At 69.6% G+C, this 14,059-nt stretch carries 13 protein-coding genes and 1 pseudogene; 3 read left to right on the top strand and 11 right to left on the bottom strand.

Annotated elements, in window-relative coordinates; all coding sequences use genetic code 11:
* The first annotated feature begins 21 nt into the window (after positions 1-21).
* Positions 22-1,272: a formyl-CoA transferase gene (gene frc / locus MFF56_RS00745; RefSeq protein WP_238229309.1), complete on the top strand. Its 1,251-nt coding sequence runs from the start codon at positions 22-24 to the stop codon at positions 1,270-1,272.
* A 346-nt stretch (positions 1,273-1,618) separates the two neighbouring features.
* On the opposite strand, the gene MFF56_RS00740 is transcribed toward frc, so the two are convergent.
* From MFF56_RS00740 to oxc, 3 genes are all read right to left on the bottom strand, one after another.
* Positions 1,619-2,080, bottom strand: a complete 462-nt coding sequence (locus tag MFF56_RS00740) for a hypothetical protein (RefSeq protein WP_066919109.1) — start codon at positions 2,078-2,080, stop codon at positions 1,619-1,621.
* Positions 2,081-2,226: 146 nt separating this feature from the next.
* Positions 2,227-2,934 (bottom strand): alpha/beta hydrolase, encoded by a 708-nt coding sequence (locus MFF56_RS00735; RefSeq protein WP_066919093.1) that lies wholly within the window; start codon positions 2,932-2,934, stop codon positions 2,227-2,229.
* Between the two features lie 86 nt (positions 2,935-3,020).
* Positions 3,021-4,829 carry an oxalyl-CoA decarboxylase gene (gene oxc, locus MFF56_RS00730; protein ID WP_082772864.1) on the bottom strand — a complete coding sequence of 603 codons (1,809 nt, stop codon included), beginning with the start codon at positions 4,827-4,829 and terminating at the stop codon, positions 3,021-3,023.
* Positions 4,830-6,359: 1,530 nt separating this feature from the next.
* Between oxc and MFF56_RS00725 the strand changes: the two genes are divergently transcribed.
* Both MFF56_RS00725 and MFF56_RS00720 read left to right on the top strand, forming a co-directional pair.
* Positions 6,360-6,728, top strand: coding sequence for a DUF5682 family protein (locus MFF56_RS00725; RefSeq protein WP_066919095.1), 369 nt, complete (start codon positions 6,360-6,362; stop codon positions 6,726-6,728).
* Positions 6,725-7,455, top strand: a pseudogene (locus MFF56_RS00720) (VWA domain-containing protein). The gene MFF56_RS00725 and the pseudogene MFF56_RS00720 overlap by 4 nt, the downstream one beginning before the upstream one ends.
* A gap of 30 nt (positions 7,456-7,485) precedes the next feature.
* Here the strand turns inward: MFF56_RS00720 and MFF56_RS00715 are convergent.
* From MFF56_RS00715 to MFF56_RS00680, 8 genes are all read right to left on the bottom strand, one after another.
* Positions 7,486-7,671, bottom strand: coding sequence for a hypothetical protein (locus tag MFF56_RS00715; RefSeq protein WP_066919097.1), 186 nt, complete (start codon positions 7,669-7,671; stop codon positions 7,486-7,488).
* A gap of 452 nt (positions 7,672-8,123) precedes the next feature.
* Positions 8,124-9,443 (bottom strand): TadE/TadG family type IV pilus assembly protein, encoded by a 1,320-nt coding sequence (locus MFF56_RS00710; protein ID WP_082772865.1) that lies wholly within the window; start codon positions 9,441-9,443, stop codon positions 8,124-8,126.
* Positions 9,428-10,045 carry a TadE/TadG family type IV pilus assembly protein gene (locus MFF56_RS00705; protein WP_066919099.1) on the bottom strand — a complete coding sequence of 206 codons (618 nt, stop codon included), beginning with the start codon at positions 10,043-10,045 and terminating at the stop codon, positions 9,428-9,430. The genes MFF56_RS00710 and MFF56_RS00705 overlap by 16 nt, the downstream gene beginning before the upstream one ends.
* Position 10,046: 1 nt before the next feature.
* Complete coding sequence (locus MFF56_RS00700) at positions 10,047-10,715, bottom strand: TadE/TadG family type IV pilus assembly protein (RefSeq protein ID WP_156453513.1); 669 nt, start codon at positions 10,713-10,715, stop codon at positions 10,047-10,049.
* Positions 10,716-11,081: 366 nt separating this feature from the next.
* Positions 11,082-11,306 (bottom strand): hypothetical protein, encoded by a 225-nt coding sequence (locus MFF56_RS00695; protein WP_066919101.1) that lies wholly within the window; start codon positions 11,304-11,306, stop codon positions 11,082-11,084.
* Positions 11,307-11,318: 12 nt separating this feature from the next.
* Positions 11,319-12,323: a Crp/Fnr family transcriptional regulator gene (locus MFF56_RS00690; RefSeq protein ID WP_066919103.1), complete on the bottom strand. Its 1,005-nt coding sequence runs from the start codon at positions 12,321-12,323 to the stop codon at positions 11,319-11,321.
* A 325-nt stretch (positions 12,324-12,648) separates the two neighbouring features.
* Positions 12,649-13,005, bottom strand: a complete 357-nt coding sequence (locus MFF56_RS00685) for a hypothetical protein (protein WP_156453514.1) — start codon at positions 13,003-13,005, stop codon at positions 12,649-12,651.
* 87 nt (positions 13,006-13,092) lie between these two features.
* On the bottom strand, positions 13,093-13,818 hold the full coding sequence (locus tag MFF56_RS00680) for a LuxR C-terminal-related transcriptional regulator (RefSeq protein ID WP_082772866.1): 726 nt from the start codon (positions 13,816-13,818) through the stop codon (positions 13,093-13,095).
* Positions 13,819-14,059 lie beyond the last annotated feature (241 nt).

The raw sequence follows: 14,059 nt of genomic DNA, 5'->3' as shown, positions 1-14,059 counted from the left end.
ATCGCTAGGGAGACGCTTCAGATGAGCAAGCCGCTCGAGGGGATCAAGATCATCGACTTCACGCACGTCCAGGCGGGTCCCGCCTGCACGCAGCTCCTGGCCTGGTTCGGGGCCGACGTGATCAAGGTGGAGCGGCCGGGCGCCGGCGACGTCACCCGCACGCAGCTGCGCCACGTGGACGACGCCGACGCGCTCTACTTCACGATGCTGAACTCCAACAAGCGCTCGCTGACGCTCGACACCAAGACGCCCCAGGGCAAGGAAGTGCTCGAGAAGCTGATCCGCGAATCCGACGTCATGGTCGAGAATTTCGGCCCCGGCGCGCTCGACCGCATGGGCTTCTCCTGGGCCCGCATCCAGGAGCTGAACTCCGGCATGATCCTCGCCTCGGTGAAGGGCTTCTCGGACGGTCACCACTACGAGGACCTGAAGGTCTACGAGAACGTGGCGCAGTGCGCGGGCGGCGCCGCCTCGACCACCGGCTTCTGGGACGGCCCGCCCACCGTGTCGGCCGCCGCGCTCGGCGACTCGAACACCGGCATGCATCTGGCCATCGGCATCCTCACGGCGCTCCATCAGAAGAACAAGACCGGCGAGGGCCAGAAGGTCGCCGTCTCGATGCAGGATTCGGTGATCAACCTCTGCCGCGTGAAGCTGCGCGACCAGCAGCGCCTCGACGCGCTCGGCTACCTCGAGGAGTACCCGCAGTACCCGCACGGCGAGTTCTCGGACGTGGTGCCGCGCGGCGGCAACGCGGGCGGCGGCGGTCAGCCGGGCTGGGTGCTCAAGTGCAAGGGCTGGCAGTCGGACCCGAACGCCTACATCTACTTCACGATCCAGGGCCATGCCTGGGCCCCGATCTGCAAGGCGCTCGGCAAGCCCGAGTGGATCGACGACCCGGCCTACAACACGCCCCGCGCGCGCCAGGACAAGATCTTCCAGATCTTCGCTTTCATCGAGGATTGGCTGGCCGACAAGACCAAGTTCGAGGCGGTCGACATCCTGCGCAAGTTCGACATCCCCTGCGCGCCGGTTCTCTCGATGAAGGAGATCGCCGACGATCCGTCGCTGCGCGCCAGCGGCACGATCGTCGAGGTGCCCCACCCGAAGCTCGGCAAGTACCTGACCGTCGGCAGCCCGATCAAGTTCTCCGGCATGGACGTCGAGGTGAAGGCCTCGCCGCTCTTGGGCGAGCACACCAGCGAGGTGCTGCAGGACCTCGGCTACACGCCCGAGCAGATCAAGGCGCTGCAGGAAGCGCGCGCGGTCTGACGTCAGCCCGGGCCGCGCCCTCCCGGCGCGGCTCGACGGCTCCGGTTCCAAGAGACGGCGCGTCCCCGACGGGGCGCGCCGTCTCGTCGTTTTGCCCCGTCTCCCGATCAATTGACCGTGCGAAGGGCCGCTCGGGGTGGATTTCGTTGAAAAACTCCCAGGCGGCGCGCCAAGTATTGCACAACATAGGTCGTAGGAGAATATATGTCTTCTATCGACCAGACGATGCCACGATCGCAACGTATCCTGAGGGGCGCGGCAGCAAGATTTTGTCCGACAGGCTCCGGGCGCGATACTACTTCGGACCGGCCCCGAGTTTTTCAACGAAATCGGTAGTGAGCGGACGTTAGGCGTCGTCATCATCCGGCGCGCCCGGTCGGAAGGTGATGGAGACGGAGCGCGCACGGATCAGACCATCCAAGCCGTAGCAGGGCTCAAGCTCGATCTCGATGTCTCCTGGCAACGGATCGAGCGCAAGGTAGCCCCGCCGTTCGGGGCGGTCAGGCGCACAGCGCAGGATCAGCCCACCGATGACGTTCTGTTTGCTGAAGCCATCGAGTTGCAGATCCATGATCCCATCAAGGGCAAACGACACGATAGCCTTTCGTTCGAGCACGAGAAAGCCGCCCTCGCCGACCTTGTCCGTCGTGATCCAGCCATGAAGGCGAAGCGTGCTCTGCCCTTTGCGTCGAAGATCGAGGCTCAAAATCTCAGCGTCGTGAAAGCTCGGGACGCGACCGAACCAACGCAGAAGCTCCGCGCCGCCGGGCACTTCACGGTAGATCGCTTCATCCTGTTCGCCCACCATGGAGGGCATTCAGCCATGGGTATGGTGGGTCCGCAACGGGTCGCGAGCAGCCTCTTGCATGGCTGAGCTGATGGAGTTGTGATCCTGGGCAGGCGGCGACGCCGCGGCGGGGTCGCCGGCGCCGTCAGTCCGCACCTGTCCCGGTCTCAGGCCTCTGCCGGATTGTCCAGGAAGAACGACACGGCGCGGGTCACCACGTCCGGGTTCCAGGCGTGCGGCCCCTCGTACTCCACGTAGGTCAGGTCATAGCCCGCCTCCCGAAGCAGGCGCGCGTGCCTGCGGGCGCTGCGGTCGATCGGGATCTGCTCGTCCCGCGTGCCGTGCGAGAGGAAGAGGCGCGGGCTGCCCGCCTGCATCTGCACCGTCAGGAAGCCGGCCGACGAGACGACGACGTGGCTCGCGAGATCGCCGTTGGTGAGGCCCATCGACATGGCGTAGCTGCCCCCGTCCGAGTGGCCCGCGAAGGCGAGGCGGCGCGGGTCGATCAGGTAGCGCGCGAAGACGTGGGCGAGGGCCTCGTCGAGCCGCTCCCGGTCCGGGCCGTTGCCGGCGATCACGAGGTCCCAGGTCGGGAAGAGGGATTGCGGCGCGAGCAGCAGGAAGCCGCGGGCGCGCGCGTGCTCCTCCAGCATCGGCAGGATGCGCTCGGCGCTGCCGCCGCCGCCGTGGAAGAGCACCGCGAGCGGGGAGGGGGCCCGCGGGTCGATCCCCTCCGGCACCACCAGCACCGCGTCGCGCTCCGGGAACAGCCCGAGGGCGTGGCGGCCCGGCGGCAGCGGCTCACGGTCGGGCAGGCGCGGGCGCGCGCTCAGGCGGCCCGCCAGGGCGGGATCGAGCGGGAGGCCGTCGAGCATCGGGAACTCCGGGTCCGTAAACGAGAAACGCCGCGGCCCCCGGGAGGGCCGCGGCGCGGGGCGTTCGCCTCAGGGGAGGCGGCGCATCAGGCCTTCTTCTTGAGCTGGCTCTGCGGGTTGAGGTTGCCGATGTTGCCGCTCTCGCTGCCCGCCTGCGGGTCGATCACCGCGTTGATCAGCGTCGGCTTGCCCGAGTCCATCGCCGCATCCACGGCCCGCTTCAGCTCGTCCGGGGTGGTGACGTTCACGCCGACGCCCCCGAAGGCCTCCATCATCCGGTCGTAGCGGGAATCCTTCACGAAGACCGTGGTGCCGGGGTCGCGCCCGGTCGGGTCCGTGTCGGTGCCGCGGTAGATGCCGTTGTTGTTGAAGACCACGATGCAGACCGGCAGGTCGTACCGGCAGATCGTCTCGACCTCCATGCCGGAGAAGCCGAAGGCCGAGTCGCCCTCGACCGCCAGCACCGGCTTGCCGGTCTCGATGGCGGCCGCGACCGCGAAGCCCATGCCGATGCCCATCACGCCCCAGGTGCCCACGTCCAGGCGCTTGCGCGGCTGGTACATGTCGATGACGCCGCGGGCGAGGTCGAGGGTGTTGGCGCCCTCGTTGACGAGGATCGCGTCGGGCCGCTCCGCGATGACGGTCTTGAGGGCGCCGAGCGCGCCGTGGAAGTCCATCGGGGCGACGTTGCGACGGAGCTTCTGCTCCATCTTGGCGACGTTGGCCTCCTTCTTGGACTTCAGCGTGTCGAGCCACGCGGAGGGCGGCGCCTTCCAGTCCTTGCCCATCCCGTCGAGGAGCGCCTGCACGCAGGAGCCGATGTCGCCCACCACCGGCGCGACGATCTCGACGTTCGAGTCCATCTCCTTCGGCTCGATGTCGATCTGGATGAACTTCTTCGAGCCCGGCGCGCCCCAGGTCTTGCCCTTGCCGTGCGACAGGAGCCAGTTCAGGCGGGCGCCGACCAGCAGGACGACGTCGGAATCCTTGAGCGCCGTGGAGCGCGCCGCGCCCGCCGAGAGCGGGTGGGTGTCGGGCAGCAGGCCCTTGGCCATGCTCATCGGCACGTAGGGGATGCCGCTCTGCTCGACGAGCGCGCGCACTGCCTCGTCGGCCTGGGCGTAGGCCGCACCCTTGCCGAGCACGATGAGCGGGCGCTCAGCGGTCTTGAGCACGTCGAGGGCCCGCCGGATCGCGTCCTCGCCCGGGCGCTGGGCCGGGGCCGGATCGATCACCTTGACCAGCGACGCCTCGCCGGCCGCGGCGTCCATCACCTGCGAGAACAGCTTGGCGGGCAGGTCGAGGTAGACGCCGCCCGGACGGCCCGAGCAGGCCGCGCGGATGGCGCGCGCCACGCCGATGCCGATGTCGCAGGCGTGCAGCACGCGGAAGGCCGCCTTGCAGAGGGGCTTGGCGACGGCGAGCTGGTCCATCTCCTCGTAGTCGCCCTGCTGCAGGTCGACGATCTCGCGCTCGGAGGAGCCCGAGATCAGGATCATCGGGAAGCAGTTGGTGGTGGCGTTGGCCAGCGCCGTCAGGCCGTTGAGGAAGCCCGGGGCCGAGACCGTGAGGCAGACGCCCGGCTTCTTGGTGAGGTAGCCCGCGATCGCCGCCGCGTTGCCGGCGTTCTGCTCGTGGCGGAAGGAGACGACGCGCATGCCGCGGCCCTGCGCGAGGCGGCCGAGATCGGTGATCGGGATGCCCGGAACGCCGTAGATGGTCTCGATGCCGTTGAGCTTCAGCGCGTCGATGACGAGGTTGAAGCCGTCGGTGAGTTCCGGCTCGTCGGCGGCGGGGCTCTCGATGTGATCGACCTTCTCCTCGACGCGGTCGAGCGGGATCCGGTCCTGGGCGCTCGTCTCGCGAATGCTCGGATCTTGGGCGTTGCGGTCCATGGTTTCCTCCTGCGTCTCGTCCGCGGCGCCGCCTTCGGGCGGTCTGGTCGGGTGGCGGGCACGGTCGGCGTCCGGGCCGGCCGGGGCTCGTGAAGCGTCGCGCCGCGCCGCCGACGGTCTCGGCCCGCCTTGACGGGGCCGAGTTCGGCAGTGAACATCCGGCCCGCCGGCCTCAACGCCGCTCGGGTCGGGATCCCGCGGCGCGAGACCCATCTTCTTCCGTTTTGGTCTACTGTATACCAGGCGAGACTGTGCCGATTCGCCCGGGGTGTCAATTGGCATGCCAGAGGCCGAGTGACAGAGCGGCGGTTTCGTCTAGCTGGGCGGAAGGCGGCGCAGGGCACGGCAACCGCACGCTCAAGGATCGGCCTCGCTGCGCTCAGCGCGCCCGCTCTCTCCCTGCACGCGGAGAGTGAAGAGCGTCACGGGCCCCGAGCCGTGCGGGCGCGCGCCGCCCATCGCCGGCCGTGGCCGGTGAGGTGCGTCCTCCGTGTCCCGCACGCCCGGACCTACGTGTCTCGGGCACCGGGGAACAGAGCCGCGCAGCGGCGCGACCGCACGGCACGCCGCGGATATCCTACAGGTTCCGGTCGATGGGGCCTGTCGGGCTTTCACCGCCGTCATTGCCGAGGGCTTGCCGGAGCGCTCGCCGAGCGAAGCCGGGATCCATGCACACCGAAGCATCGGGACGACGCGCGGCTTTGTTCATGGACCGCGGGTTCCGCTTCGCGGCTCCGAGGTGACGGAGGACGGACCATACCAAGGCGATCGGCCGGAAGCCGGATCGCGCGGATCCTTGGTGCGGATACTTGGCTTCAGTCCCGGGGCAGAGCCCGGGCCGCAGGCGACCCACGCCACAGGCAACCGGGGAGCCCGAACGCTCCGCCTCTCCGCGGCCGGATCAGGCGATGATCCAGGTCAGGCAGAACAGGGCCGCGAAGAAAGCCCCCGATGTGACCGTCACGGCCACGACTTCACGATGCTGGAGCAGGAGGTTTTCGGCGGCGGTGGTCATGGCGGCGGACTGGCGTTTGTCTCTGCTCCCACCATAGCGGTCCGGGGGGCGGTTTGCGACGGCGCGAAGTGGTTAACGAAGCATGAAGGTCGGCCTTGTCGCCCCCCCGCAACACCCGCCGACGGCCCCGCCGAGGCCTGCCGCTCGACGCGGCGCAGGCTCCGGTCCACGGTGGGCTGGCGCCGTGCCGCGCGCCGAACGCGTGCAGACCCGCGACGCGGGCGGCGTCGTTCACCCGGTCGCGCCCGAACAGGAGGCGGATTCCACAACGCGATCGGCCCGTCCGCCGCGGAGGCCCGGTCGGCGAAGCGCGGCATCAGATCTGCCCTCCCGGAACCCGCCCGACCGCGTCGAGCGCGGTGTCGCCCGGGAGCACCCGGGCTCGGCCGGTCCTCGGCGACGGCCGCCCTTCCGGCCTCCCGCGCCGCGGCGGCGATCGCGGCCTCGTCGGCGCGGTCGGCGGGGCCGCGCAGGGGCACGTCGAGGGGCATGATCGCGACCGGAGGGCCGGCTGAGTGCGCCGCCGTCTTCCGCGCGCCGCCGGGGCGCTGCCCGCCGCCGCCTGGATCGAGGGCTTCCTCGAGGACAGCGGCACGGTGCTGATTCACGGCGAGGGCCTGCTCGGCGTGGTGGACGACTGGCTCTCCGGCCTCGATCCCGAGACCTTCACCGAATTGCTGCCGCTGGTGCGCCGCACCGTCGCGACGATCGCCGCGCCCGAGCGCCGGATGATCGGCGAGGCGCTGGCCCGGCCGGGCGGCGCGCCCGTCGCCGGGCCGGCCGGGCCCGAATTCTTCGACGCGGCGCGGGCCGCGCAGGTGCTGCCCATCCTGCGCCTCCTGCTCGGGCCCGAGCCGGCACGCACGACCCGAGACGCCGCATGAGCGAGACCGACTGCGCGGACGAGGCCGAGCGCCTGCGCCGCTGGCGCCTCGTCCTGGGCGGGGGGCCGTCGGACGGCACGCAGGTCCGCCTCCGCGAGCACGACCTGCGCCTCGACCGGGCGATGGGCGCCCTCTACGATTCCGACCGTACGGGGTCCTTGAGCGCCTCCGCTCCCTCGGTGCCGCGCTGGCTCGGCGACATCCGCGAAGCTTCCCGGCCTCGGTGGTGCAGGTGATGCAGCGCGACGCCTTCGAGCGGCTCGACCTCAAGCGCATGCTGGCCGAGCCCGAGATGCTGGAGGCGGTCCAGCCCGACGTGAGCCTCGTCTCGACCCTGATCTCCATGCGCGCGCTCCTCGGCGGCGGCACGGACATCAACCGGGCGGTCGGCTACTGCGCCCAGCGCATCACCCGACCGGAGGACACGGTCCTGGTCCTGATCTCCGACCTCTACGAGGGCGGGGTCGAGGCGGGGCTGCTGGCTCAAGCCCAGCGCCTCGTCGCCTCGGGCGTGCAGATGGTGGCCCTGCTGGCGCTCTCCGACGAGGGGGTGCCCGCCTACGACCGGGGGCTCGCCGCCCGCCTCGCGGCGCTCGGCGTGCCCGCCTTCGGCTGCACGCCCGACCGCTCCCCGGAGATGATGGCGGCGATCCGCAAGCAGGACCTCGCCGCCTGGGCGGCCGGCGCCGGCATCGCGGCGGTGCCGGCCGATGCCGGCGCCCGTTGACCCGGCCGCCGGCGAGGATCGGCGCGGCGATCAGGCCGCGGCGTCGTCCGCGTCGAGAATGGTTTCGAGGTCTCCCACCAGCGCGTCGAGCTGGTCGGGCGTCGCCTTGAGCTTGAGCTTCGTGCCGTCCTGCGTCTCGACCGCGATCTCGACATGGTCGTCGACGCGCGCGGCGAGCGCCTCCTTGATGGTGTAGGTCGTCACGTCCTTGGCCATGAAGCCGTCCCTTGCTGAAGTTGACGGGTTGGCAAGAGGGACGGCGCGCCGATGGTTCCTCACCCGCGACGACGGCGCCCGGGGATCCCCCGATTCCACACCCTGCGCGTGCCGAGGCTATGGATCGACCGCGTCGGGCGGGGGCTGCGAGCCCGAAAAAGGCCCGCCGCGGCCTGGGCCGGGCGGGCGAGGACGTGCGTCACCGATCCCGGGGGACGCTCGTCGAGGGGATCGATCGAGGCCCGGGGACCGACCGCGCCATCATTCGCGCTCGGGGCCGCGCGTGCAACGACTCCGGCACGACAGCGGATCGGGGAATGTAACGGCCGCCGCGGGACCGCGCGTCGTCCGGCGTTTCCGCCGCGCCGCCCCGTCGGCCGCCCGCCCGGCACCGGGCATCCGGTCCGCGGCGCGTGCGAGATGCGCGGCCCGGGGCGACAGGGCGACGCCGCTCAGTTGGTTATCCTGACGGACGAGAGGGCGGCGGTGAAGAGCTGCTGCATGGCTTGGTTGATGTCTCCGTTCGTGGTGACGGAAAAATACAGCCCGTCCGTGGCGCAGTCGCTGAGCAGGGGGCCGATCTTGTTCTCGAACGGCTTGACGTACGCGTTGTAGAAGTCGTTGTCGTACAAAGGTAGGTACTGGGTATAGATGACGCCGATCTTGATGTTTTTGTTCTTCATCGCCTGGCAAGTGTCGGGATTGATCGCGCTGATGAAGCGGTTGCCGTTGATCTTGAACCCTGCGCTCTGATTGCTCATCTTGCCGTCGATCGGCGTGTCCTGCACGCCGTCCGTCACGAAGAACAGGAACCGGATCGGATCCAGGGGGGTCACGCCCGTGCCGCTCGCCGGGATGGTGGCGGTCATCTTGGCGATCGCGCGCTCGAAGGCCGTCTGGTTGTCGCGCTGGTCCTGATAGGAGTAGGCGAGGTCGATCTGGCCCGATGCGGTCCTCACTTGGTCGAGGTTGTTCGTCAGCTGGATCAGGCGCGTCTGGATGTCGCTGAACGTCCACATCTCCATGCGGAACTGCTGGATCAGGCTCATGCTCGATTTGGCCGAGTCCACGAGGTTCGCGACCGCGTCCCGAAGGACTTGGATGCGCAGCTTTACATTGTTCCTTTTGGCGATATTGTAGTTGTCGTTAGTGTTCTCGGTTCCGTTGCTGTTGAGGAGGTGGCAGGCGAAGGCGCAGCCGCCGGCCACGCGCTTCATGTTGCTGATGTCGGCGGCCGTGGCGGCGAGCCCCATCGAGGGGGAGTTGTCGAGCAGCAGGTAGAAGTCGATGTACTGGGCCACGTTGCGCAGGCTGCCGGACTGGCCCGAGATGCCCATGGTGGGCACCTTCATCAGGTTGCCGAGCGTCGTCCTCACGGTCGCCGTGTACGTGGCGTTCAGGCCGACCTGCGAGACGCCGGGGATCGGGACGGGAACGAAAGAGGTGACGGTGACGCCCGGCACCTTGGCCGCGTCCGCCATGAACTGCGCGCGGGCGCTGTCCAGCATGTCGGCGGTGATCGTGTTCGTCTTGCGCGCGATGATGCCGAGGACCGCGGCGTCGATGGCCGCGTCCAGCTGGGCCTTGGCGGCGTTGCGCCGGCCGTAATCGACGGCCGCGCCCGCCGCGAAGAGGATCGGCATGGCGAGCAGCGCGAAGGTGAGTGCGACCTGCCCGCCGCGCGCCTGGGCGAGGCGTGCGAGGAGCCCCTGGCCGCGCGGCCTGCGCCCCGCTCCGGCGCGCTGCGGCGAGGGCGTCAGTAGGTCGGGCATTTCGAACCTCCCGGCATGACGACCTCGCCCTTGTCGAGACGCTGGGCCCACGAGATCTGCCGGCTGAACACGAGGCCGCGCGGCCCGAAGATCCACCGGTAGAGATTCGAGCCGATGACCGGCGCGTAAGGGAGGCTGACCTCGGCCAGGACGTAGCGGGCGCCGTCGTAGTTGAACGTCGCGGGCGTCGCCGGCAGGCCGTTGGTTCCGTTGATGGTGAGCACGGGCCGCGCGTTCTGCGGGTAGCTGGAGCAGACGCCGCCGTACAGGTTGCCGGAGATCGTCTCGACGCCCATGGCGTGGATGGCGACCTGCAGGCTCGCGGTCGGGTAGGGCCGCATGATCGCGTCGGACGCACCGAGGATCGCGGCCATGTCGCCCGTCGTGGGGCTGCCGTTGGTGGCCCGGCCCGAGAGGTCGGCGATGGCGCGGGCGTAGAGCGTGACCTTGCGGCCGGTGTCGACGGCCCGCACCAGCTCCGTCAAGCCGAAATAGAGCGCGACCAGGAGCGGCAGCACCAGCGCGAACTCGATGGCGGCCACGCCGCGCGCATCGTCCCGGAAGCTGCCCGCTCGGCGGGCGATCGATGGCGGGGCGGCCATGCTAGGTGCCCGACGGGCAGGCGCTGGACGAGTTGAAGGGCTCGACCTGGAACACGGTGGCCGCCTGGAGGAGCCGGCGCCGGCCGGGCAGGGCGGCGTAGGCCGACCCGAGCAGCGGAAAGAACACGGGCACGTCCACGGCGGCCTGCACCACCATCACGTCGCTCGCCCGTGCGCAGGCATAGTTCGAGAACGTCGGGTTCCAGTCCGAGGTGCCGGTGCTCGGGTCGGTGACGGTGGGCTGGGCGGGCGAGGCCGCGCCGAAGCTCGCCGCCTTCGTGATGCTGATCCTCACGTTCGCGCAGGAGAACGTGGTGATCCGCGGACGTCCCCCCGGAAAGCACATCGCGGTGCGGAAGTTGCTGATCAGCGTCGCCTTGTCGGTGACGCCCGCATTCGCCGTCTGGAACTGTCCCGTGTAGATCTGACGGCCCGCATCGGTCACGGCCTGCTGCAGGATGCCCTGGCCGAAATAGGTGATGCCCGCCTCCAGGGAGGCGCCGGCCAGGGCCAGGAACGGCAGGGCCACGAGCCCGAACTCGACGGCCGTCGCCCCGCTGCGGGACGCGGCGAAGCGGTATCGGGCACCCAGAACCGTGCGGCAGGCGTCGCCGAACGGCCGCCCGGTCCACGCTGCAACGATCCGTGTCGCCCGAGGGCCTGTCCTCATCGTCCGCCTGCGTCCGTCCGCTCCATCGCCCGTGGGGACGTATGGGAGAGGACGCACATCTATAGGTTGAACGTTTCGAAACCGTTGCCCGCCACGTCGCAGATAAGCGGCGTTGCTTGCACGATAGGACTCTATACGTCGCCGCCTATGTGCTGCGATGTACTGCGAGCGATCCGGGGTGCCCTTTGTTCTGATGAGCAATCGGATCCATTCGGCAGCCCGCGCGGATCTTCGCGCCGGCCGGGACCTGTAATCCGATGCCGCCTCCCCGTGGCGTCCCGTGTTCCGGCGCCGCTCCCCGATGGCCGCGCGATCCGGCGGGATGGCCGGTCGCGGGAGGTGTCTTCCCTCGGGCGGGTCGTCCGGTCAGCCCCTGACGCGCCCGACGAACCGATCGCCGTGATAGAGATCGACGATCTCTCCGGGTACGAGCAGGCAGGCGAGGTCGGCCTCGATGAGCGCGTCGAGATCGGTCTCGGCGTCGAGGCATACGAGGTCCGTGGTGACCGCGTTGCCCCGCGATGCGACGATGTGGTAGCCCTCGAGGAGCCGGCTGCCCAGTTCGGGCCTGGGACGCGTCTTGGGGTCCATCCGACGCGAAGCCTATATCTTGATGGTGCTCGCCTCGTTTCGGCCGAAGCATCCGGACAGGGCGGCCATCCTGCAGTTCAGGGCGGATTGGCAGTACGCCTTCAGGATGGCGCCCGGGACGCTGTATCCGGCGCCGCAATGCGAGGTTCCCGACCTGCCGAGTTCCCGGAGGAGCGAGAAGTCCGCCGCTTCGAGCTCGCTCCTCAGGCGGCGGCAGCGCGGAACGTTCGAGCGGCTGAAGATGTCGTCCTCGTGGGCCGGGGGCCTGCCCGGTCCATGGGCTGCCCAGCCATGGCCGCCCGTCAAAGCCTCGCTGAAGTAGAGGTAGTCGGGTCGGAAGCAGCTCAGGGCCTGCAACTGGGCGACATCGCAGATGTGGACCTTCTTCCAGGACGTCTGAACCAGACCGAGTTCACGAAGCTCGGCGAACTTCCGGCAGACATGCACCGTGGAGAGGCCGAGCGCGGCGGCGAGATCGCCCTGCGTGGCCGGCAGCGTGAAGGTCTCGGCCTGGACGGAGCCGATCCGGCCGAGGCGCCAGTACAACTCGCAGAGCAGGTGGCCGAGGCGCTCCGTTCCCGTGCGCTGGCCTAGGCTCATCAGCCACTCGCGCTGGATGGAGGACATCGCCAGCGCCTCTCCGGCCAGGGCCTTCTGGATCGCCGGCCGGCTCAGGCAGACCGTCGCGAGCGCTTCGTGAGAGATGTCCGCGCAGATGAGGTCGGTGAGGGCGCCGACGGAGTGATCGAGCAGGTATCCGTTGACGGGCGAGGCTTCCGTCAGGTCGCCGGGCAAGAGAAACCCGAGGATCTGCTGGCGCCCGTCCTCGAGCTGCTTGTAGCGGTAGGCCCAGCCCGAGAGGATCAGGCTGATGTACCGGCTGGCGAACCCCTCCTTGAAGACGTCGTCGCGGGCGGAAATGCGTCTCCGAGACCTTATGGTACTGCAGAACGCATCCTGGTCCGAATCCTCCAGATCGACGAGCCGGGCGATTGGTGCGCTGACCGTCATCGGCATGCTTTGCTCCTCCGAGGCGGATTGCTTCCTCCCTGTGTGGAATATCGAAAACTATGTCTTGGTGATAAAATCGGTGTTTTGGGATCGGATCTATGTCGTCCTTGTTTGGATTTATCCTGATTCTTCCTTGTGGCGGGATCGAATGCGGCGGATGTGGCCTGGTCGGTCGCGGTGCAATATCGGATCTGCGCAGCGATGGCGGCGTCGCTTGGGCCTTCTCGACGCCGCGCCGCGCGGGATGGCCGACGGGGAACGCCGCGGCGCTTTGCCCGGTGATCGCCCCGCCGTGCCCCCGCTCCGCCCCCGTTCAATCCGCGGGTGGGCGTCAGGGGGCCGGACAGGGCCTGCGCTCCTGCAGCGCGTCGGCGAGGCGCAGGGCCCAGCCGATGGCCGCGCCGAGCTCGCCCAGGGCCGCGCGGGGGACGGCGCCGCCCGCCCGCGCCGCATCGACGACCGCGCAGGCCCGCGAGAGGCGCCCGAATCCCATCAGGCCCGCTTCCGACTTGAGCCGGTGGACGAGGCTCAGACCGTCCGGGCTCGCAAGCTCGGCCTGGGACATCCGGGAGAGCGTCGCCATCGTCCCGCGGAGCAGGCCGAGCATCTCCTCGGCCCGCTCCGCGCCCAGGAGCATCGCCACCTGTCCGTGCGTCGCCGGGTCGAAATCGGGCATCGGATCGGGCATCGGATCAGCCATCGGGTCGGGAACGGGGGCATCTCGGCGCTCGGATCGGTCGAACCCGTTAGGCCACGGCCCGCCGGGGCCGTCACCTCAGCCTGATGGGCGGTTCGAGGTTCTCGAATAGACCCAACGGTCTAGTGCGCCGCGCTGCCGGGCGAGGTTGGCGCCGCCCCAGGCCGCGGCCGCCGACCTGTTCGGCACGCCGAGCGCCTTGAGCAGGGCCGCGACGTGGATCTTCACGGTGCCCTCGCCCAGCGCGAGCGACCGGGCGATCTCCTTGTTCGATTGTCCGGCGACGATCAGGTCGAGCACCTGGCGCTGGCGCGGCGTCAGCGACGCCGTCGGGTCCCCGGCGGGCTCTCCCCGGTTCGTCCCGCCCCTCGCGAGGGGCGCGGCCGCGCCGGGCCCCTGCGTCACGAAGGACGGCACGTAGACGAAGCCGTCGAAGACCATGCGCAGCGCCTGGATCAGCGCCTCCACGGACGATCCCTTCGGCACGAAGCCGTGGGCCCCGGTCCGCAGGGCGAGGAAGACGTCCTCGCGGTCGGTCGAACCGGACACCACGACGGTGAGCACGTCCGGGAAGCACTCCCGCACCGCCGAGAGGCTGGCGGCGCTCTCCATGCCCGGCATCGCGAGATCGAACAGGGCGACGCGGATGTCCGGCCGCTCGGCCAGCGCCTCGAGCGCTTCGTCGAGAGAGCCGACCTGATGCACCTCCGCGATCCCGAGGGGCCCCGTCAGAATGCTGGCGAGGGCGATGCGGAAGAACGGATCGTCGTCGGCGATGACGGCCGTGCCGGTGATGCGGGTCATCCTCGACGGTCCTCGAACGCGGCGCCCCCGCAACGACGATAGTCCAAGTAGCCTATTGCGCCTCGAAACAAGCCCGTGAAGCCTACTGGTCGCCTAGGCCTCATGTATCGTAGCGTTTTCGTGTGGATCAGGCGCGATCGGGTGCCGGGAGCGGGAGGCTCCCGTGCACGCGTCGATGTGCGAGCCGGGCAGGGATGCGGGACCCGGTCCGGACGACGGGTGCGACAGGCCGTGCATCCGG

It is taken from the genome of Methylobacterium hispanicum, from assembly GCF_022179285.1.
Lineage (GTDB): Bacteria > Pseudomonadota > Alphaproteobacteria > Rhizobiales > Beijerinckiaceae > Methylobacterium > Methylobacterium hispanicum.
The sequence above is the reverse complement of the archived record's forward strand: the minus strand, read 5'-3'. Positions and strand labels throughout refer to the sequence as shown.

What these genes read in the sequence shown, in the direction of transcription:
- MFF56_RS00685 (WP_156453514.1), bottom strand. Translation starts at nt 13,005, where the DNA reads ATGCCCGATCCGATGCCCGATTTCGACCCGGCGACGCACGGACAGGTG.
- frc (WP_238229309.1), top strand. Translation starts at nt 22, where the DNA reads ATGAGCAAGCCGCTCGAGGGGATCAAGATCATCGACTTCACGCACGTC.
- MFF56_RS00705 (WP_066919099.1), bottom strand. Translation starts at nt 10,045, where the DNA reads ATGGCCGCCCCGCCATCGATCGCCCGCCGAGCGGGCAGCTTCCGGGAC.
- MFF56_RS00740 (WP_066919109.1), bottom strand. Translation starts at nt 2,080, where the DNA reads ATGGTGGGCGAACAGGATGAAGCGATCTACCGTGAAGTGCCCGGCGGC.
- MFF56_RS00680 (WP_082772866.1), bottom strand. Translation starts at nt 13,818, where the DNA reads ATGACCCGCATCACCGGCACGGCCGTCATCGCCGACGACGATCCGTTC.
- MFF56_RS00695 (WP_066919101.1), bottom strand. Translation starts at nt 11,306, where the DNA reads ATGGACCCCAAGACGCGTCCCAGGCCCGAACTGGGCAGCCGGCTCCTC.
- MFF56_RS00710 (WP_082772865.1), bottom strand. Translation starts at nt 9,443, where the DNA reads ATGCCCGACCTACTGACGCCCTCGCCGCAGCGCGCCGGAGCGGGGCGC.
- MFF56_RS00700 (WP_156453513.1), bottom strand. Translation starts at nt 10,715, where the DNA reads ATGAGGACAGGCCCTCGGGCGACACGGATCGTTGCAGCGTGGACCGGG.
- oxc (WP_082772864.1), bottom strand. Translation starts at nt 4,829, where the DNA reads ATGGACCGCAACGCCCAAGATCCGAGCATTCGCGAGACGAGCGCCCAG.
- MFF56_RS00690 (WP_066919103.1), bottom strand. Translation starts at nt 12,323, where the DNA reads ATGCCGATGACGGTCAGCGCACCAATCGCCCGGCTCGTCGATCTGGAG.
- MFF56_RS00715 (WP_066919097.1), bottom strand. Translation starts at nt 7,671, where the DNA reads ATGGCCAAGGACGTGACGACCTACACCATCAAGGAGGCGCTCGCCGCG.
- MFF56_RS00735 (WP_066919093.1), bottom strand. Translation starts at nt 2,934, where the DNA reads ATGCTCGACGGCCTCCCGCTCGATCCCGCCCTGGCGGGCCGCCTGAGC.